This window comes from Marivita sp. NO-S04, assembly GCF_059070475.1.
On the sequence record NZ_CM180980.1, the window covers coordinates 2591311 to 2609537 of the forward strand.

17 protein-coding genes are annotated in these 18227 nt (G+C 61.2%); 4 read left to right on the top strand and 13 right to left on the bottom strand.

What is annotated here, in order from left to right:
- Positions 1–135: 135 nt before the first annotated feature.
- The 12 genes from ACK3EW_RS13235 to ACK3EW_RS13290 form a co-directional block, all read right to left on the bottom strand.
- On the bottom strand, positions 136–1899 hold the full coding sequence (locus ACK3EW_RS13235; protein WP_493806599.1) for an L-aspartate oxidase: 1764 nt from the start codon (positions 1897–1899) through the stop codon (positions 136–138).
- 1 nt (position 1900) lies between these two features.
- The gene (gene sdhC, locus ACK3EW_RS13240; RefSeq protein ID WP_439119756.1) at positions 1901–2239 is read right to left on the bottom strand and encodes a succinate dehydrogenase, cytochrome b556 subunit; all 339 of its coding nucleotides are present in this window, start codon (positions 2237–2239) and stop codon (positions 1901–1903) included.
- Positions 2236–2565, bottom strand: a complete 330-nt coding sequence (locus ACK3EW_RS13245; RefSeq protein ID WP_493806600.1) for a succinate dehydrogenase — start codon at positions 2563–2565, stop codon at positions 2236–2238. The genes sdhC and ACK3EW_RS13245 overlap by 4 nt, the downstream gene beginning before the upstream one ends.
- Complete coding sequence (locus tag ACK3EW_RS13250; RefSeq protein ID WP_493809732.1) at positions 2562–3272, bottom strand: succinate dehydrogenase/fumarate reductase iron-sulfur subunit; 711 nt, start codon at positions 3270–3272, stop codon at positions 2562–2564. Before ACK3EW_RS13250 ends, ACK3EW_RS13245 begins: the two co-directional genes overlap by 4 nt.
- 174 nt (positions 3273–3446) lie before the next feature.
- On the bottom strand, positions 3447–5693 hold the full coding sequence (locus ACK3EW_RS13255) for a xanthine dehydrogenase family protein molybdopterin-binding subunit (RefSeq protein ID WP_493806601.1): 2247 nt from the start codon (positions 5691–5693) through the stop codon (positions 3447–3449).
- Between the two features lie 2 nt (positions 5694–5695).
- Positions 5696–6157 (bottom strand): (2Fe-2S)-binding protein, encoded by a 462-nt coding sequence (locus tag ACK3EW_RS13260; RefSeq protein ID WP_439119753.1) that lies wholly within the window; start codon positions 6155–6157, stop codon positions 5696–5698.
- A 204-nt stretch (positions 6158–6361) separates the two neighbouring features.
- A complete protein-coding gene (locus tag ACK3EW_RS13265) occupies positions 6362–7630 on the bottom strand; it encodes a DEAD/DEAH box helicase (protein WP_493806602.1) in 1269 nt (422 codons plus the stop codon).
- A 248-nt stretch (positions 7631–7878) separates the two neighbouring features.
- On the bottom strand, positions 7879–8271 hold the full coding sequence (locus tag ACK3EW_RS13270) for a DUF4149 domain-containing protein (protein ID WP_493806603.1): 393 nt from the start codon (positions 8269–8271) through the stop codon (positions 7879–7881).
- Position 8272: 1 nt separating this feature from the next.
- Positions 8273–8995 (bottom strand): bifunctional 2-polyprenyl-6-hydroxyphenol methylase/3-demethylubiquinol 3-O-methyltransferase UbiG, encoded by a 723-nt coding sequence (gene ubiG, locus ACK3EW_RS13275; protein ID WP_493806604.1) that lies wholly within the window; start codon positions 8993–8995, stop codon positions 8273–8275.
- Positions 8967–9806 (bottom strand): isoprenylcysteine carboxylmethyltransferase family protein, encoded by an 840-nt coding sequence (locus tag ACK3EW_RS13280; protein WP_493806605.1) that lies wholly within the window; start codon positions 9804–9806, stop codon positions 8967–8969. The genes ubiG and ACK3EW_RS13280 overlap by 29 nt, the downstream gene beginning before the upstream one ends.
- On the bottom strand, positions 9803–10726 hold the full coding sequence (locus ACK3EW_RS13285; RefSeq protein WP_493806606.1) for an NAD(P)/FAD-dependent oxidoreductase: 924 nt from the start codon (positions 10724–10726) through the stop codon (positions 9803–9805). Before ACK3EW_RS13285 ends, ACK3EW_RS13280 begins: the two co-directional genes overlap by 4 nt.
- Positions 10727–10824: 98 nt before the next feature.
- Positions 10825–12675 carry a DUF4214 domain-containing protein gene (locus ACK3EW_RS13290; RefSeq protein ID WP_493806607.1) on the bottom strand — a complete coding sequence of 617 codons (1851 nt, stop codon included), beginning with the start codon at positions 12673–12675 and terminating at the stop codon, positions 10825–10827.
- A 236-nt stretch (positions 12676–12911) separates the two neighbouring features.
- Here ACK3EW_RS13290 and ACK3EW_RS13295 point away from each other — a divergent pair, with 236 nt between their 5' ends.
- On the top strand, positions 12912–14081 hold the full coding sequence (locus ACK3EW_RS13295) for a cation:proton antiporter (RefSeq protein WP_493806608.1): 1170 nt from the start codon (positions 12912–12914) through the stop codon (positions 14079–14081).
- Between the two features lie 19 nt (positions 14082–14100).
- Here the strand turns inward: ACK3EW_RS13295 and ACK3EW_RS13300 are convergent, their stop codons facing one another.
- On the bottom strand, positions 14101–15201 hold the full coding sequence (locus ACK3EW_RS13300; protein WP_493806609.1) for a cytochrome c3 family protein: 1101 nt from the start codon (positions 15199–15201) through the stop codon (positions 14101–14103).
- A 197-nt stretch (positions 15202–15398) separates the two neighbouring features.
- Between ACK3EW_RS13300 and ACK3EW_RS13305 the strand changes: the two genes are divergently transcribed.
- The 3 genes from ACK3EW_RS13305 to ACK3EW_RS13315 are packed head-to-tail and all read left to right on the top strand — an operon-like array spanning position 15399 to position 18227.
- Positions 15399–16667, top strand: a complete 1269-nt coding sequence (locus tag ACK3EW_RS13305) for a Na(+)-translocating NADH-quinone reductase subunit A (RefSeq protein ID WP_493806610.1) — start codon at positions 15399–15401, stop codon at positions 16665–16667.
- Entirely contained in the window at positions 16664–17446 is a 783-nt protein-coding gene (locus tag ACK3EW_RS13310) for an RnfABCDGE type electron transport complex subunit D (protein ID WP_493806611.1), read from the top strand. The genes ACK3EW_RS13305 and ACK3EW_RS13310 overlap by 4 nt, the downstream gene beginning before the upstream one ends.
- Positions 17433–18227, top strand: a complete 795-nt coding sequence (locus tag ACK3EW_RS13315; protein WP_493806612.1) for an FMN-binding protein — start codon at positions 17433–17435, stop codon at positions 18225–18227. The genes ACK3EW_RS13310 and ACK3EW_RS13315 overlap by 14 nt, the downstream gene beginning before the upstream one ends.

Genomic DNA, 18227 nt, shown 5'->3' on the forward strand with positions numbered 1-18227 from the left:
CGTTGCTTCGTCCGGCGCAAGCCGGACAGCCCCCGACCGCCCCCTCGGGCGGGGGCTTCACCCCCACCCGCGGTCGCGGGCTGTCCGGCACCAAATGCTGCTTCGGGCGGTCCATATCTTTCACGGCTGGTTTCATCATTGCGCTGCCACCAATGTCTCTGGCTCCCCCTCGGGAAGCACGGTTTCGCCCGGGCGCACAATAGTGAACTGCACGTCCTCGCGCCCCACCTCGACCGCGTCACCCACTTGTCGGGCGACGGTGAAGTAGCTGTCCTCCATGGCACCCGGATCAGGGAAATCCTCGCGGTAATGCGCCCCGCGCGAGTTCTCTCGGGCGAGCGCCGCCTTGGTGATCACCTCGGAAATATCGCAAAGCGACCGCAGGTTCAGCCAGTCGTGCCAGGTCAGGTTGAACGCCAGATTGTCGGCGGCAACGCCGACATCGCCCAGCGCGTCCGAGATTTCTGCAATCCGCCCCAATCCACGCTTAAGCCCGGCTTCGGTACGCATCACGCCCACCTCGTCCCACATCGCCTCTTGCAACTGCTTGCGCAGCGGCAGCACCAGCTCCGGCTTGCGTGTCAGCGGATGGCAGGCGCGCAGCAGCTCCGCTTCCAACACACTCTCATCCGGATCGCGCAGCGCACCCATGCCGCGAATATCGGCACCCATCACGTCGCCCGCAATGCCGCCATAAACGGTCGAGTTCGCAACCCCGTTGCCACCCAACCGGTTTGATCCGTGCGCGCCGCCCGCGTCCTCCCCGGCGACATACAAGCCTTCCATCGCCGTGCGCGTGTCCACATCGACCACGACACCGCCCATAAAGTAATGCGCCGTTGGAACCACCTCGACCTTGCCGGCAGCCAGATCGAAGCCGCTGTCGGCGCAGCGTTTCACCATGCCTTTGAACTTCTCGCGTACGAAATCCGGCCCGAGATGGGACATAGAGATAAACACCCCCTCCTGCTCAGGATTGTTGTTCTTGCGCATCTCGGAATAGATGCCGCGACTGACCACATCGCGGGTCGCGCGTTCGCCTTTGCCGTCATAGTCGAACATGAACCGTTGGCCCGCGTGGTTGACCAACTGCCCACCTGCCCCGCGCAAACCTTCCTCCAGCACCGTCCCGGTCATCCGCGTGTGATCGCCCGCCAAGAGCCCGGTGGGATGGAACTGCACCATCTCCATATCGCGGAGCGGCAGTCCGACGCGCATGGCCATAGCAAGCCCATCCATCGTCTTGTCACCGGACGGCGTGTGATACTTGTACATGGTCGGGCCACCACCCGTTGCCATCAGCACGGTCTTGGCACGCACGAACCGGAACCGCCCGGTGCGCATGTCGATCATCAACACACCCGCCAAAGCCGATCCATCTTTCGTCGGGATCAGGCCAATCGCGCGGTGTTCCTGCAGCTTCTCCACCGGGCGCGACAGAACCTGCTCCATCAGGCGGTTGATGATCTCGATACCTGTCAGGTCGCCCTTGTGCACCGTCCGGTCCGCCGTTTGCCCGGCGAAAGCCTTCTGGTGCAGTGACCCATCCGCGTTGCGATCAAAGAAGCATCCGATCTCGTTCTCAAGCTCGCGGATGCGCACCACGGCCTGTTCGCACAACCGCCACGCCATGTCCTGATTGGGCAGCCACTTGCCGCCCTCGATCGTGTCCATGAAATGCCGCTCGACGCTGTCGCCACCGCCCAGCGCCACGTTGTAGCCGCCCTGCACCATCCGCGTGCAGCCGCATTTGCCGATCAGGCCTTTGACTGCAATGGTCACCTTGGTGCCTTCGGGTGCGCTCTGCATCGCGTGCAGCGCGGCAAACATCCCCGCACCACCTGTGCCAAGGATCAAAATATCGGTGTCGTGCCGGTCGATGTCTTTTGTCGAGAACATATCAAATCGCCTGCAAAAGGAAGGTTGTAGAGACAAGGAACGACCCGGCCACCGCCGCCGCCGCCCATGTCTTTTGCGGCGCAGACCATGGCAGCCATTCCAGCGCCAAGAGCCGCAGCCCGCCAAAGAGGTGCACCGCAAGAAGGAACACCAGACCGAATTCGGCCATCTTGACCAGCGGCATCTCGGTCAGCGTCAGGAACGCATCCAGCTTGGCCGCGTCGTTGAGCGCATAGGACAGCACCCAGAAATGCAGCGGCAGGAACAGGGCAAGGCCCAAACCCGACAGACGGTGCAGAATATAGGCCAGCCAGAGCGGATGGGCGCGCGCGACCTTCATGCCGTCACCGCCCAGACCGCTTGTGCGCCCAGCGCAAAAAGGCCCAGCCCAATAAGCGCCGACACCGCATCGCGCATCCCGCCTCGCAGACCGGCCCATTCGCCAAGAATGGTACGCAGCCCGATGGCCGCGTGGATCGACACGGCGACCACGAACATGCCGTAGAACACGAACCAAAAGGCCGATCCTTGGGTCCGCCCAAGGATTTCCGCCGCCGACAGCCCGCCTTGGATCGCGTAGATCATCACACCGATATGGACGATCACGAAGGGCGCCATCACCAATGCCGACAAGCGCTGCGCCATGTAGAGGTGAAATTCGCTCATTTGCGCCCCCCGAAAAACCGCTTGGCCGTGGCCCGCTTGAGTCCAAGAATGGCCGACAGCGGGTCCAATTCATTTGGGCAATAGGTCGTACAGGACCCCATCGAATGGCAGGAATGACAACCACCCTTGCCCGACACTGCATCAAGGATCGCATCTTTGTTCGCGTCTTTGGCGTCGTTGTACAAAGTCCACGCCCGTTGCAGCGCGGCAGGGCCAAGGTAATCGGGATTGCCCGCCACCGTGTCACAGGCCGAATAGCAGACCGAACAGTTGATACACTCGATCCCCGCATTCGCCTCCTGCCGCTCCATTGTCACTGGATCAATCGGCTCAATAGCGTCGTCCCGTGTGCGTGTTGGATGGTGCATCCCTTCGGCAGACACCCATTTCTCAAAGAACGGGTCCATGTCGGCTGCCAGGTCCTTGATCACCGGCAAATTGCGCAGCGGGCCGACTTCGATCGCGTTGCCGTCCAGAACCTTGCTTACATGGGTGCGGCAGGTCCAGCGCGGCACACCGTTGACCATCATTGCGCAGCTTCCGCACATGCCGACGCGGCAGGCGAACCGATAGGTCAGGGTCGGATCGGCGTTCTGCTGGATCCACGAGACGACATCCAGAACGGTCTGGTTGTCATAGGCCGGAACCTCAAACGTCTGAGGACGCATTGGCGCATCCGGACCACCGCGTTGCACCGTCACAGTCAAGTGGTCTCGCTCTGGCACGTGAGAGCCCGCCTCTTCTTGTTCCCAATGATTGGAGAACAGAATAACGGTCAGCTACGGTAACGAAAAGGCAAATAATTTAATCGTATCTGTAACTGATGCTTACACAAACGCTCAAGATCAGAATTCGACCAACTGGTAAAATTCCGCCTCAGATCAAACGAAACCCACGGACCTGCTGAACGGCATCTCGCGCAGACGTGTGCCCGTCACTGCCCAGATCGCCCCCGCCAAAGCAGGCGCGGCAGGCGGTACGGGTGGTTCTCCAATGCCCAAAACCCGGTCGCCGTTTTCAAGCCCGCGCACAAAGATGTTCGGGCATTGGTGCAACCGCATGCCGGGGTTGAGGTCAAAATTCGACTGCTCCGCCACGCCACCCGCATAAGTGATCTCGGAATTCATCGCGTGACCAAGGGCATAGATCACCCCGCCTTGAACGAGGTTCTCGAAATTCACCGGATCGACAACGCGGCCCACCTCGGCAGCGACCCAGACGTTGTCGATGCGGAGGCCGCTGTCGGTGTCCGTAACCTCGATCACCTGTGCGCAGTGGACGCCGAATGACTTGGTCAGCGCCACACCGCGCCCGGTCTTCGACCCGTTTGCGATGCCACCGATACCGGACCAGCCCGACATCTCGGCAACCGCCTCCAATGTCTGCCGGGCGAGCGGGTCGCTGCACAGGCGCAGGCGTTCTTCGAGAGGATCGGCCCCCGCCGCTTCGATCAACTCATCCAAAGCGGCGTTGTAGAAGAATCCGTTGGACGACGCGCCGACGGAGCGCCACGAACTGATGGGCGCCAGTTGCTGCGCACGATACCCAGTGACGCGCTGGTGCGGGATGGCAAAGGGCTGCTCCCACGCGCCCGCAACGATCTGGCTGTCCGGTCCGGGCGCGGACTGGTTCTGTCGGGACAGCTGTGAGGCCATGACCGAGGGCATCGCGATGCCAAGATCCAGCGCCTCGACCTGCCCGTTCGCCACCTTGCCCCGCATCCGCGCCATCGCGATCTGCCGGGGGAAGTCGTGGAGCATGTCCTCTTCGCGCGAGAGGGTCAGCTTGACCGGCGTGCCCTTCATCTGCATCGCAATCTCGGTCGCCTGTTTGACAACTTCGTCTTCCAGACGGTGCCCGAAACTGCCGCCCATCATCAGGGCATGCACGGTGACTTGATCGGCGGGGATACCGGTGATCCGGCTGACATTGGCCTGAATGAAGCGCGGGATTTGAGTGCCGGTCCAGACCTCGGCGCGGTCATCGTCAACGCGGACGATTGCGTTGATCGGCTCCAGCGGCGCATGGGCCAGATAAGGCGCGCGGTATTCGGCGGTGAGGAACTCCCCATCGCTGAGGGCGGTTTCGACGTCACCGTCATTGCGTTTCTGACTGTCCTGCGCGTCGGGGGTGAACGCAGCCTCAAGTGCCGCCCAATGATCGGCTTGGTCGAGCGGGAAGCTTGGCGCTTCCCAAGTGACACTGATCGCCTGCGCGGCGCGGAACGCACGCCATGTGTTATCGGCGACAATGCCGAGGCCGCCCGTGATCGGGACCACGGCCTTGATGCCCCGCATGGAAAGCGCCTCGGAGGCGTCGTAGTCCGTCATCCCGCCACCCTGCGCGGGGTTCATCAGGACGGTGGCGTGGACCATGCCGTCGACCGATGCGTCGATGCCGTAATCCTGTGTACCCGTACTTTTCGCCAGCATGTCGATCCGCTGCATCGGCTTGCCGATGTATCGCCATTCCGACGGATCACGCAGGGGAACGTCCTGAACCACCTCGGCCCCTGCCAGATCTGCGGCGAGGCTGGTGTAGGGAATTTTTTGACCATCTGGTAAAATCACGTTCCCGGATGCGGTTGTCAGGTCCGCAACGGCCAGACCTTCGCGCTCTGCCACCAGCGCTTTGATGGTTTCGCGCGCCGCAGCGCCTGCGAGACGCAGCTTTTCGAATTGGTCGGGCACGGTTGTCGATCCACCAGTGATCTGGAGGCCGATCACCTTCATCACGCTGTTCACAGCACCTTCCGCCATGTTCTGCATCATGCCAGCAGCGGGCACGATGAATTCGGACGCTTCCGCCGCAAGCGCGGTGTTCCAGTAGGCGGGGCTGGGCGGGCCGGGATCGGTTTTGATCTGGTCGAGGTCCACATCCAGCTCCTCGGCAATCAGCGCGGCCTGCACGTGGTAAACCCCCTGCCCCGAATCCGCGCGCGGGGTGATAAGGGTGATGCCGTCAGCAGCAATCTTGACGTACGGCGTCAGAACCGCCTCACCGGCATCAGCCGTCAGCGGGTTCTCGTGCGGTTTGCGCACCGTGTAGACGCCGAACGCGACACCGCCCACAACGGCAGCAGAGCCAATCAGAAAGGTGCGTCGGGCGATGGTTTTCAGACGTCCCATGATCAACCCTCCTGCATCAGATTAGCGGCGCGCTTCACAGCGGCGCGGATGCGGGGATAGGTGCCACAGCGGCAGAGATTGCCGGACATGGCGTCGTCGATTTCTTGATCGGAGGGTTGCGGGTTCTCCGCCAGAAGCGAGGCGGCCTGCATCATCTGGCCAGACTGACAGTAGCCACATTGCGCAACCTGTTCGGTCAGCCACGCAGCTTGAACGGCATTCAGCGCGTCAGGAGAGCCAAGCCCTTCGATAGTGGTGATTTCGGAACCGATCGCGTCGATCGCCCAAGTCTGGCAAGACCGTACGGCCACGCCGTCGAGATGTACGGTACAGGCCCCACATTGCGCGATGCCGCAACCGAACTTGGTGCCGGTCAGGCCGAGTTCATCGCGCAAGACCCAGAGAAGTGGCATGTCGTCTTCGACATCGACCTCGTGCAGGGTTCCATTGATCCTGAGTTGCATCGCGGCGTGCTCCATCTGTCGGCGGCTGTCACCTTAACATAGGATCGTCACTGCCAGACGGGAGACTTGACTTAGGGGAAATCTCGCACCGTTTTGCGAATTGGGGTCGGAGCGGCAGGGCCGCTCCGACAGGTGGGGGGACGCTGTCCCCCCACACCCCCCTGAGGTATTTGAAGCCCAAAGAAACCTATGGGCGTTCCGAGATCAGGCGGCTTTGCTTGACCGGTTGCGGCGGCGGCGATTGCCGTTCGGCTTTGCGGCGGCACCGGCAGGGCGGCTCTGGCCACCTTTGCCACCACGGCCCTGACCGCGTGTTTGCGGCTTGCGGGCGACCGGGTCTTTCGGCGCAGAACCGCTAGCGACGGGCACTTCGATCTTCATCAGCTTTTCGATCTGGCGCAGCAGATCGGCCTCATCCGGGGCGCAGAAGGCAATCGCTTCGCCTTCGCGGCCCGCACGGGCGGTGCGGCCGATGCGGTGGACATAGTTGTCCGGCACGTCCGGCAGATCGTAGTTGATGACATAGGCCACGCCCGGAATGTCGATCCCGCGCGCTGCCACATCGGTGGCCACTAGCACCTTGATATCGCCATCGCGGAATGCCTTGATCGCGCGGTCGCGCTGGCCCTGGCTTTTGTTGCCGTGGATGGACGCGGCGTTGTAGCCATCAGCCACGAGACCTTTCATCAGCTTCTCCGCACCGTGTTTGGTGCGCGAGAAGACCAGCGTCAGGGCCTCCATGTCACGCGACAGGATTTCGCGCAACTTGCCGGGCTTTTCGCCTTTGCCGGACAGGTGATGCACCGATTGGGTGACCTTGTCGGCGGCTTTGCCCGGAGGGGCAACCTGCACGCGTTGCGGGTTGGTGAGGTAGGCTTTGCTCAGATCTTCCATCTGTTTCGGCATCGTGGCCGAGAACAACATGGTCTGGCGCGGCGTGCCGAGTTTCGGCGCGATCCGGCGCAGCGCATGGATGAACCCCATGTCGAGCATCTGGTCGGCTTCGTCCAGCACAAGGTGCTTAACCGTGCGTAGATCGACGGCCTTGCGGTCCATCAAGTCGATCAGACGACCCGGTGTGGCGACCAGTATGTCGGTGCCTTTGAGCAGGTGGTGGATCTGCTTGTTGATGGACTGACCGCCGACGACCACATTCACTTTGAGATGGGTCTTCTTGGTCAGGGTGCGCAGCGCTTCGGCAATCTGGTTGACCAGTTCGCGGGTCGGCGCGAGGATCAGCGATTTCGCGGTTTTCGCGGCGGGGCGTTCGGGCATATCCATCAGGTGGCTAACGAGCGGGATGCCGAAAGCCATTGTCTTGCCGGTGCCGGTCTGGGCGAGGCCCAGAACGTCGTTGCCCGCCATTGCAAGCGGAATCGCTTTGTCCTGGATCGGGGTTGGGGTGGTGAGGCCTGCGTCTTTGAGAGCGGCGAGGAGAACGGGCTTGAGGCCCAGAGTGTCAAAATCAGACAAAAGGTATCCTTTGCGACCGCATGCGATTGCGCACACGGAGGGTATGGTGCCGCATCATCGCGGCAAACGAGGGTGTCGCAGGACCTTAAGACATCACGGGACCGTCCCGAACCGTCTGGTTCTGCGTCAGGGACCCTGCGTGATGGGGAACCGAATTGCGTATCGCCGGTGCGCCCAAGATGACGGGCGCGGCAAGCTCACGCGGCTGCGCGGCGATGGAGTGCACATGGGGCCTTAGGCGCAGCAAGTCAACCGATAAAGCGATGCAACACGTAAGCTGCGGCAACAATGTGGATCAAAGTGGTCACAACCGAGAGGCCATGCAACATCCCAAAGCGGCGTTTGTTGCCTGTATCGGTGGCCGCGTTGATGGCGGGCATCAGGATTTGGCGAGTGGGAATAGTGGTAAGCGCAATGGCAGCCATGATCGCGGCACCTAGCGGGTCGGACAGTGCGAGGAACACAGCCGACAGCCCTGCCCCACCTATCACGAAGAGATAGAAAAGCGGAAAGGCGCGTCGGATGGTCGGGCCAGCGGTCTCGGCCGGCAGGGCAGTGAACAGAAACGCCGCGAAGCCGAAGGAGTAGAGAACCATGCCGCCGAAAAGGAGCGCGGTCGAGAGCAAGGCAAGGGTGATCATATCAGGCTCCTGTCTGGTCTGTTTTACGGGCGGTGCCCATGTAGATGATCATCGTGCCGGGCACCCGACCGAAGGTGAAATCGCCTCTGCCATTGATTCCGCGTGGCCCAAGGCCGACCATTTCGCCCACGGCAAAGCCAGCCGTTTCCAGTTCGATGCGCAGCTCTGACGGTTTGATGAACATGTCAGGGTCATGGGTGCCCTTGGGCAGCAGCTTGAGCACGTCCTCGGCCATGGTGATGGTGGCCAAGCGCGCAATTGGGTTGCGGTTGATCGTGTCGAACAAAAAGCACCCTCCCGGACGCAACACGCGCGCGGTTTCCGAGAGCACCTTGGGCAGGCTTTGGACATGTTCCAGCACATCAACGCAGACCACAGCGTCAAAGCTTGCATCGGCATAGGGCAACGCCTCTCCGACGCCGACGTCATATCGGATCGATTTGCCTTCGGACTGCGCATGGGCGCGCGCAGCGGCGACGGCTTCGGCTGCGGGGTCGATGCCGGTGACGCGCGCGCCACGGTCATCCAGTGCCTCGGCCATGAAGCCGCCCGCACAGCCCAGATCAAGCACGTCTTTGCCCGGCCAGTCGAACTGCTTGTCGAACCAACTTAGACGACCCGGCACCATGTTCTTGAGCGTGCGAACCCAGCGGATGTCGTCTGACCACCAGCGGTCGGCCACATCGTCGTAAATATCAAGGTTGTTGCGCTGGGTTTGCGCCATCTTTCCGCTCCTTGGTGGTAAGTTTCGGGACGACATAGGGCACGTTGGACCGATAGCGATCAAATGCGACCCCGTAGCGTTGTTCGAACCGTTTTTCCTTGAGCCGCGGGGCAAACAGGCAATAGGCGGTGTAGCTTATCGCGAGGGCCAGCTGGTCGGGCGTCCACACCGGCACGGCCCACAGGGTCAACGCGAAGGCCACATAGATCGGCTGCCGGATCAGGCGGAACAGGCCTTGGGTCGGCATGTCCGGGAACACCGGTTTGATCTTTCCCAGCAGCGACATCCAGCCCAGCGCGCCGGATTGAACCTCGGCGCCCGCGTCGAAGCTGGCTTTGAGCAGCAGGAGCCAAGTTGCGGCGTAAGCGGCGCAGATCAGGGCGAATGCCGTCCCTTCGGCGCGATACCAGATGATGCCGCTGGGTGTCCAAAGCAGAAATAGGGCGGCCAGTTGCAGCGAGGCGATGATGGCGTAGGTGGTGGTTGAAAGTGTTGCACCATGCGGTCCGGGGATCAGCCGTGACACGATGCCGGTGCCACGTTTCGAAAGTAGGAACGAGTGCAGAAGCGGGAATTGTACGATCAGTGCGGCATTGGCGAGGATTGCCCACGGCCAAGGGACAGTACCGAAGCTTTCGCTCATGCCAAAGAACATGGCGACGATCATCGACAGGACGGCGATTGCAAAGATCAGGTGACAGAGCGCACCCATCGTCAGGGCAAGTATGATACGCCCCTTACCCGAAGGCGGGGTCAGCACGGCTTCGATCAGCGTGATCAGCCGTTTGATGCGGGGGTCTTTCAGGGTCATGCGGCGCGCAAGATGTCCTCGGCAATGGCGGTGCCGCTTTGCCATGCGTGTTCGATATGGGGGCCAAGACACCAGTCACCACCGGCATAGAGCGTCTCGTCGGAGGACGTGACAAAGGGTTGGCCGAACGGTTGGGTGACCAGCGCATAGCGCCAGCGGTGCGCGGTGGCATAAGCGACGTCCGTCGCATCCAGGGCATGATGCGTCAGGAAGAGGTCGAGCATCAGCGTCGCAATTTCGTCTTTGGTCAGCTCCAGATGAGTGGCGCTCCAGTCGGCGCTGGCCTGCGCGACCCAGCAATTTTGCGTCGAACGATCCGGTTTGGCGCTGTCATGGGCGATCCATGCCAAAGCATCCGTCGGATTGGTCTGCGTGTCCGGCGCATCCAACGGACGGTTGAGCGCGACCATGAGCGTCAGGCTTGGCGCATAGGCCACTAGGTCAAGAGGGGAGCTTAGGGCAGTCCCCACCAATTTGATCGCCTGAGGGACCGGTGCGGTGCAGACAACACGGTCGAAGGTGCCAAGCGGTTGGTCTGCGGTCAGTTCCCACCCGGCGTCGGTCTGTGTCACCGATGCAATCTCGGTTTGCTGATGCAGGTCGAGACCGTGCGCGAGGTACTTGCAGAGCGCCGTCATGCCGGGCGTGCCGACCATGTGCCCCTCACTCTTGCCCGTGTGCCACTTGGCAACATGACCCGCACTTTTGGCCGCATCGAGCATGGACCGGAAAGCCTTGTCCTTGGCAGGGATCATCTGCGCGCCATGGTCAAACTGATATCCACCCTCAGCACGACGCGTCGCCATGCGACCGCCTATGCCCCTGCCCTTGTCGAACAAAGTTGGTGCCACGCCAGCCTTTGACAATCGGGTCGCACAGGCGAGACCGGACATTCCCGACCCAATGATCGCGATCTTCATATAGCTTTGCCTCGTCGCCGTTGCGTTATGAGGCGGTAGCTAAAACGAACAGCGCGCCCGTCGAGGGGCGCGCTGTCGCAGAGGTTGGAAAGGGTGGATCAGATCGCGAAAGGATCATCCACGATGCCAACAAGCTGGATCAGGAAGTCACCCCCATCCGCCGCAAGGGCTGCGTTGTAGATCGTGTTGGTTGCTTCGAACGCATCGTTGATCGAGCTTTCGTCGCCCCGGATGAAGAGATCCATCACAGAGTCAGCTTCGTTCAAGTCGGAAAGTCCACGGATCACGGCGAAATAGGTACCAATATCCGTCTTGTCGGCCAAGTATTGGACATCTCCCAAACGCAGGGCAATCTCTTCCGGCGTCGATCCCTCCGGCGCGGGCACTTTGGCACCGCGCAGGGCTTCGAGGATAAATTGGTCGCGTGTCACGCCGCCACCATCGAGCAAATTGACCCAGAACTCGAGACCACCCTGATCAGGGTCCCGACCCAGCACGTTGTTGTAGACCTGCGTTGCGAAATCGAGGTTGCTAAGCGTATCGGGATACGTTTGTTGGGTCTCGGTCTGGCCGAGGAACAAGGTCGCGATCTCTTCGAGCGAAAACCCATTGGCAAAGGCCGAGCCCCAGAAATTAAGACCTTCAGCGTCAGGCGCGCGGTTGAAGTACGCGATGTAAAGCTCAACAAAGGTGGCGATCTCTTCGGCGCTGAGCGATGCAATACCAACTTGATTGGCAAGGTTGAAATCAACCGCGTCACCGAAGGACAGGAATTCGACCTCGCTCAACTGATCGGTGCCCTCTGCACCCGAGCGGTCGATCACGGTGACGCCATCGCGTTCGATCTGGACAGTATAGTTCGCCTGCGGGCCGCTATAGACAGCAGTGTCGCCCGCCCCGTCGCCACCGAACAAAGTATCGTCATCCGCGCCGCCGGTGAAGCGATCATTGCCGCCAAAGCCGAACAGGATGTCCTGACCCAGACCACCGTCGAAGGTGTTGGCCAGATCGTTGAGATAGAACCAGTCGCCTTCTGCCGAACCTTCCACATTGCCCTCAAGATTGACAACGAAGGTCGGGGCCGAGTTGCGCGACCCGACAATTAGATCAGTCAGTGCGGATGCGACTCCCGGCAGAATGGTCGTCACTGCGCCGATGATGGTCTGGTACTGCGCCAGTGCCAGCGCTTCGAAAGCGGTCAGGTCGACGTCATCCGACGTGGTCAAGGTGGTGCCAAAGCCCTGCAATGCCTCGAACGCATCAGCAGCCGCAGACTGCGCCGCCGCTTCGGCCTGCGCCAATTCAACCGCGGTGATGCCGTTGCTGAAGAGGCTGTTCACCAGGGTGTTTTGCGAGTTGAAATAGGAGAGCATCGCCTGGCTGGCAGCCTCACCCACAAGGGTCCAAAGCTCCAAAAGAGTCCCGCCCGAGAACGCAGCGCCGGGGACAAACCAGCTCCCGGTATCGGGATCAATGGTAAAGGTGGGCGACGTGAAGAGACCGTTGAAATCGTTCCATAACAGGTTCGCCAGATTGGCTTCCGCTTCATCAAAAGCCAATTGGAAATCGTCTTCCAAAGTACCACCGTCGCCGTCAAAACCCTCGACATTGATCAGAAGCGTTTCGCGCGGCACTCCGGACAGTTCTGCGCGGGCTTCGTCTAGGGCGGACGTGATGAAACTATAGTCGCCAGCGGCCCAATCCTGTAAGAATGCGCGGGTTTCGGCATCCAGATCGGCTGTGAACATCGGGTTGCTTAACAACGCCTGGATCTGCGGCTGGTTTGCGCGCAGCGCCTCTTCGGCAAACCCCAGCAAGTCAAGGAATTCACCAACCGTCAATTGCAAAAGATCTGCGTCAGATGTCGGAAGGGTCAGTCCTCCAAACCCTGCGATAGATGTAAGCGATGCGAAAGTTTCAGCAAGAGCTAGTTCAAATTCGTTTTCCATAAACTCGGCAATGTCCCCAGTGAGTTACGATGCCGAGAACCATCCGGGTTTCGCGGACCAAGTCAATTGAGTCTGTGCGCAAAGTCGTGAATTCCTTACCTCTACGTCAATCGACACAAGCATTGCTGCGTGTTCTAGGCCATTCGGGCGACTGCGTGATCTGGTGTTTGGCGGGACAGGCGATACACTCTCCTACGAAACCCGGCGAAAAGTCTGGAGATGATGCAGGAAACCGAATGGAATATGGACTGTTCATAACCACGCTCGGTGCCCTGTTCCTTGCGGGGCTCATTGCGGATCAAATTGGCCACGCCACGCGGCTGCCCCGAGTCACGATGTTGTTGTTGCTGGGGTTTCTGGTTGGACCGTCCGCTCTTGGCTTGCTGCCGGATACGGCGGTCAACTGGTTCGAGCCGTTGTCCTATATCGCGCTGACGATGGTAGCCTTTCTGCTGGGCGGTGAATTGACCCGTGAAAACCTGACGCAACACGGGCGGGCAATTTTCGCGATCTCGCTGTCGGTGGTTGCAGGCACCACGGTGATCGTAGGCGGTGGACTTGCGCTGATGGGTCTGGACCCCGGATTGGCACTTTTGCTGGGGGCCATTGCCACGGCGACCGCACCGGCGGCCATTGCTGACGTCATCCACCAATCGGGCATCAAGAACGGGTTTTCTGAAACTCTGAGCGGGATCGTGGCCATCGACGACGTCTGGGGCCTTATGGTGTTCAGCCTGTGCCTTGCGCTGGTGCATCCGTTCGACGGGTGGAGCGAACCGCTGATGGCTGTGGTGATGGATATCGGTGGGGCCATCCTGCTGGGTCTGGTCATCGGACTGCCCGCAGCCTTTCTCACTGGGCGGCTCAAACCCGGTGAACCAATGCTGACCGAAGCGATTGGCGTTGTGTTCATCACGGCTGGTGTGTCGATCTGGCTGGAGGTCTCTTTTCTCGTGGCGGGAATGACCGCGGGGGCGGTGATCGCGAACCTTGCGCAACACCACGAACGCGCGTTCCACGAGATCGAACATATCGAATGGCCGTTCATTCTGTTGTTCTTTTTACTGGCGGGGGCGTCGCTCGAACTTGATGCGCTGCATGCCTTGGGATGGCTGACGGCGGCTTATGTGGGACTGCGTGTCATCTCTCGCCTTGTTGCGGGCGAAATCGGTGCACGACTGGGGCGGGTGCCGCGGGTCGAGCACCATGCCTACGGTCCTGCCCTTTTGCCACAGGCGGGGGTGGCGGTGGGCATGGCGCTGGTCGCTGCCGAAGCAATCCCGGACTGGGGACCGACCATCATGACACTGACCGTGGCCGCCACGGTCATCTTCGAGATCATCGGCCCACCCTGCACCTATTGGGCACTGCGCTATGTCGAGGCGAAATCGCCGCCCGAACCGTGACGGGCGGCGATGTGGGCCTCTAACGCAGCACGCCAAGCGCCTGCATGTCAATGCCCAGCGGCACACTCAGATCTTCCATGGAATCGTAAAGCAGTTCGAGCATGTAAGGCGGATTGTGCGCGTAGTTGCCCGGATCGGCCGTCACCAATTTCCAGTTATAGGCCGCGCGCAGGCTACGCGGTGTCCATGATGTGTACGCCGCGGGACGCCCTTCGCTTTCGTCGATGACACCATCGCCATTCGCATCCGCAAAGAAATAGGGATAGCGGGTTCCGTCATAGATCATCGGAGCGTCGGCCACGTCGTCAGCATACGCTTTGACCATCTCCATCAACGTCGCGGCATTGGCCTGAATGTCTGCGCGAATGCCTTTGTTTGTATCGCCGCTGCCATCATAGCTTTGGCGGGTGATGCGGATCTCTTCGGGTGTGTTCGCCTGATGGCAGGTCAGACAAGGCTCGAACGCGACCTCGAGCGTATGCGGTTCATGGCAGGACACGCAGCTAGACACTGGACGGGCGTGAAAGAAGCGGCCGGAATAGTCCTTGTCGTCATAGTGATAGCCCGATCCGCCATAGCCTCCAAGCCACGTGGCAGCGGCAGTGGCGTAATGCGGATTGATAAAGCGCAGCTCAGGATTTGGGGTGTCGATGTCGAGTTCCCCAATCGCCTTGGACACGGTTATGCCCGCCGTGCGGCCTTGGTGGCAGGTCATGCACGAAGCCTCTACGCCCTGAACTGGATGCAGCAGTCCGCTTGGGAACGCCACCTCTTTGATTTCGGACAGGCCCGCATTGTGACAGGTGCCACAATCGACCACGCCGCCGGTATTGATCGGCCCTTCGACACTGCCCGCGGTTGTTCCGTCAAGACCATGGAAATCGCGGAAGCCTTCGCCGGAATGGCAGGTCGCGCAGACTGCGTTGATTTCCTCTTCCCCGTCCCAATGGCTGAAAGCCCGCGCCGCAGCATCCGCATGCGCCGACCGAAACCAGTCAGTGATGGACTGATCGTTCTTGATCTCGATATCGGACGGGGTGAATGGCCCGGATTTCGGCAAGGCGAATGGCACGGTGGCCTCAGCCGGGTCAGCATCGACCGCTTGATTCTGACCAGACACCGAATGGGCCTCGATCAGCAGTAAGACACAGGACAAAAGAGCTACGACTGGTAAAGAACTTCTTTGATTTAAAAGCATCGCGACTACTCCGGTGTTTGCGACAACGGGGAATTCACCGACCAGCCTAACACGCGACATCGCCATGCGGTTTGCGACAGATCAAACGACGCTCTGCATTCCCGTGTTAACAAACATGCATGTCTCAGCTTGGTTTTCGATCCGGCCTCATGGTTCCTGCGTATCCGGCGCTCGACGATGCGCAGGATGTCGAGGATATTATCACCGACGAGGCCGGTCTCCGACCGCCGCACGGTACGGCGCCGCGTGTTTCGATTGTTGTGGAGGATGGTGCGTTTGTGGCCCAGGGCGCGCCGGTCGCCTGCCACAGCACCCAGACTGACATCTGTTTTGTCGCCCCGATGGCGGGACGTGTGGCACGAACAGAGCTGTTAAGCGGACACCGGCTTTCTGAGATCGTGCTCTTTCGCGAAGGTGGTGGCGACAGCATCACCCACGATACCACGGACGCGCAAACCGAAGCAGGGCTGCGCCGCCTGATGCAGCGCGCCGGGTTCTGGCCACGGATCGGACGGCGCCCCTTTGGCGGTATGCCCAATGCGGCAGAGCGGCCCGCCGCGATCTTCATCTTGGCCGCAGACACGCGCCCCCATGCGCCTGATCCCAGACGGGCACTGGAAGGCCATGAAGACGCCTTTCGCCGCGGGTGCCGTGCGCTGTCGCGGTTGACGGAAGGGCGCGTGCTTTTGTGCCAAGCCCCGGGTCCGGCACTTGCCGATACAGACGACGCGCCCCGCCTGCAGGTGGTCATAACGGGCCCGCGACACCCGCAAGCGTCTGCAGGGCTGCTTGTCCATGCAGAATACCCGGCCGGGATTGCCACTCCGGTTTGGGATGTGAACGCCGAAGACGTGGCCGCCTTGGGCGATTTGCTCCATACCGGAGCCCTGCCCCAGACACGGCTGGTGCATGTCGGTGGATCGGCCTTGAAAACAGGGCGTATGGTGCGGACCCAAATCGGTGCGGACTTGCGCGCGTTGACATTCCGCCATGTCAGACCGGGGCCACACAGGCTTTGGTCCGGTTCATCGCTGGATGGGCACGCGGCACGCTGGTTGGCACCGCGCCATCGGCAGGTCACAGCCTTTACACCCGAAGCTTCAGATGGCGCACCGCATTGGCTTGTTGCAGCACTCACCCGCTCGGCCCGCCCCAAACCAATGATCCCAACGGCTGCGCTTGATCAGGCCTTCGCCGGCCGTCTTCCGGCCGCCGTATTTCTGCGCGCCCTAAGCGCAGGCGATGACGAAACTGCGCTCAAGATGGGTGTGCTGTCGCTGTTGGAAGAAGATGTCGCCCTTGCGGATTACGTTCTGGGCGCAGAGGCGCATCTGGCAGTTTTGCTGCGGGGCATGCTCGAGCGGATCAAGACGGAGTTTGCCGCATGAACCGAGGGCTCTGGACACGTGAGACAGTGGTTGTGCTCCTACTTGCGGCCTACCTGCCATTGGCCCTGTTCTGGCTCTGGTTCGGCGGCATCAACGATCTGCAACGGTTTGCACTTGCCCTGCTGGTGATCGCGGTATGGCAGCTTGTGTTCCTGCTGGCGCGGGCGCAGCCGATTTCGCTGTCTGCAGCAATCACCGCCTTGAGCGTCGCCATGCTGGCCCCCGAAGAGCTGGGCGCGGTCCGGCTAATCCTTGGCATAAGCTTTGGCACAGTGATGGGCGAACTGGTCTTTGGTGGTTGGGGGCGCAATGTGGTGAACCCGGCGACCGTGACGCTGGCCTTTCTGGGCTTTGGCTTTCCGGCTTATGCTTGGCCCGAGATCCTTGTTCCGGTGGCGTGGGCCGCCATCCCGGCGGCAGTGATCGGCGTGATGGCCGGTGTCATGCCAGCAGGTCTTGTTCTTGGCGCGACCATCGGCGCGGCGGTGTCTTTCGGGTTCGGCGTCTTGCCAGCGACGGTCTTGCCGGCGGCGGGCGTTGTGTTGGTGCTGCTGGTCGCCGATCCGGTCACGAGCGCGTCCACCGCCTTGGGCCGCTGGTTGAACGGGCTGCTGTTCATCGCGCTAGTGGTCCTTTTCGCAACAGGTTGGCAGGGGGCCGCCCCTGTTCAGATTGCTGTTGCGGCGGCACTTCTGGCGTCACTGGCAGCACCGCTGCTGGACGAATTGGCACTGGCACACTGGTATGCCCAAAGACGGAGGCGACATGGCCGATACTGATCGCAACCCCTGGCGGCGGTTCCTTGCCCTGCCCAACGAAAGCCGCTCCAAGACGCTTGCCATGGCGTTTCTGGTCTCGGCGGTGTGTGCGCTGATGGTCAGCGGCGCAACCGTGCTGCTGCGGCCGATTCAGGCTGCCAACCGCGCCGCCGAGGAACAGGCCAGGATCGAGTCGCTGGTGCGCGGTGTGCCGGGCATGGCTGACCTTCTCGAACAATCGGGGGGCAGCCTGTCGACCGTGGTGATCGCGCTTGAAGACGGGCGCGCAGCGGAAGATGTAACGGCGGCGACACTGGACGCAACTTTGGCGGACACGCAGAACTGGACGACGTTGGAGCAAGGTGCGGATCTGGCGGGGCTTGGTCAGCGACCGGATTACGCGCAGATCTTTTTGCTGCGTCAGGGCGAGGCGATTTCGCTCGTGCTCCTGCCGATGACCGGACAGGGCTATGGTGGGCGGATCGACGCGATCCTTGCCATCGAAGGCGACATGAACACTGTCGCAGGCATTGCGATCACCCAGCATTCCGAAACCCCCGGCCTTGGCGGGCGGATCGAAGACCCCTCATGGCAGGCAAGCTTTCCTGGCACTCAACTGCATGATGACGCTGGAAACCTGCGGTTTGCCACCGCCCGTGGCGAAGCGTCAGGCATCCATCAGGTCGATGGCATCACCGGAGCGACACGCACCACGCGCGGCATCTCGAACATGGTCAATTTTTGGCTTGGCCCCGATGGCTACGGCCCGCTTTTGCGCGCCATAGAGCGCGGTGAGTTCTGA

Bases quoted from the DNA above. Each gene is read 5' to 3' on its own strand.
- ACK3EW_RS13235 (WP_493806599.1), bottom strand. From the start codon at position 1,899: ATGTTCTCGACAAAAGACATCGACCGGCACGACACCGATATTTTGATC.
- sdhC (WP_439119756.1), bottom strand. From the start codon at position 2,239: ATGAAGGTCGCGCGCGCCCATCCGCTCTGGCTGGCCTATATTCTGCAC.
- ACK3EW_RS13245 (WP_493806600.1), bottom strand. From the start codon at position 2,565: ATGAGCGAATTTCACCTCTACATGGCGCAGCGCTTGTCGGCATTGGTG.
- ACK3EW_RS13255 (WP_493806601.1), bottom strand. From the start codon at position 5,693: ATGGGACGTCTGAAAACCATCGCCCGACGCACCTTTCTGATTGGCTCT.
- ACK3EW_RS13260 (WP_439119753.1), bottom strand. From the start codon at position 6,157: ATGCAACTCAGGATCAATGGAACCCTGCACGAGGTCGATGTCGAAGAC.
- ACK3EW_RS13270 (WP_493806603.1), bottom strand. From the start codon at position 8,271: ATGATCACCCTTGCCTTGCTCTCGACCGCGCTCCTTTTCGGCGGCATG.
- ubiG (WP_493806604.1), bottom strand. From the start codon at position 8,995: ATGGCGCAAACCCAGCGCAACAACCTTGATATTTACGACGATGTGGCC.
- ACK3EW_RS13280 (WP_493806605.1), bottom strand. From the start codon at position 9,806: ATGACCCTGAAAGACCCCCGCATCAAACGGCTGATCACGCTGATCGAA.
- ACK3EW_RS13285 (WP_493806606.1), bottom strand. From the start codon at position 10,726: ATGAAGATCGCGATCATTGGGTCGGGAATGTCCGGTCTCGCCTGTGCG.
- ACK3EW_RS13290 (WP_493806607.1), bottom strand. From the start codon at position 12,675: ATGGAAAACGAATTTGAACTAGCTCTTGCTGAAACTTTCGCATCGCTT.
- ACK3EW_RS13295 (WP_493806608.1), top strand. From the start codon at position 12,912: ATGGAATATGGACTGTTCATAACCACGCTCGGTGCCCTGTTCCTTGCG.
- ACK3EW_RS13305 (WP_493806610.1), top strand. From the start codon at position 15,399: ATGTCTCAGCTTGGTTTTCGATCCGGCCTCATGGTTCCTGCGTATCCG.
- ACK3EW_RS13310 (WP_493806611.1), top strand. From the start codon at position 16,664: ATGAACCGAGGGCTCTGGACACGTGAGACAGTGGTTGTGCTCCTACTT.
- ACK3EW_RS13315 (WP_493806612.1), top strand. From the start codon at position 17,433: ATGGCCGATACTGATCGCAACCCCTGGCGGCGGTTCCTTGCCCTGCCC.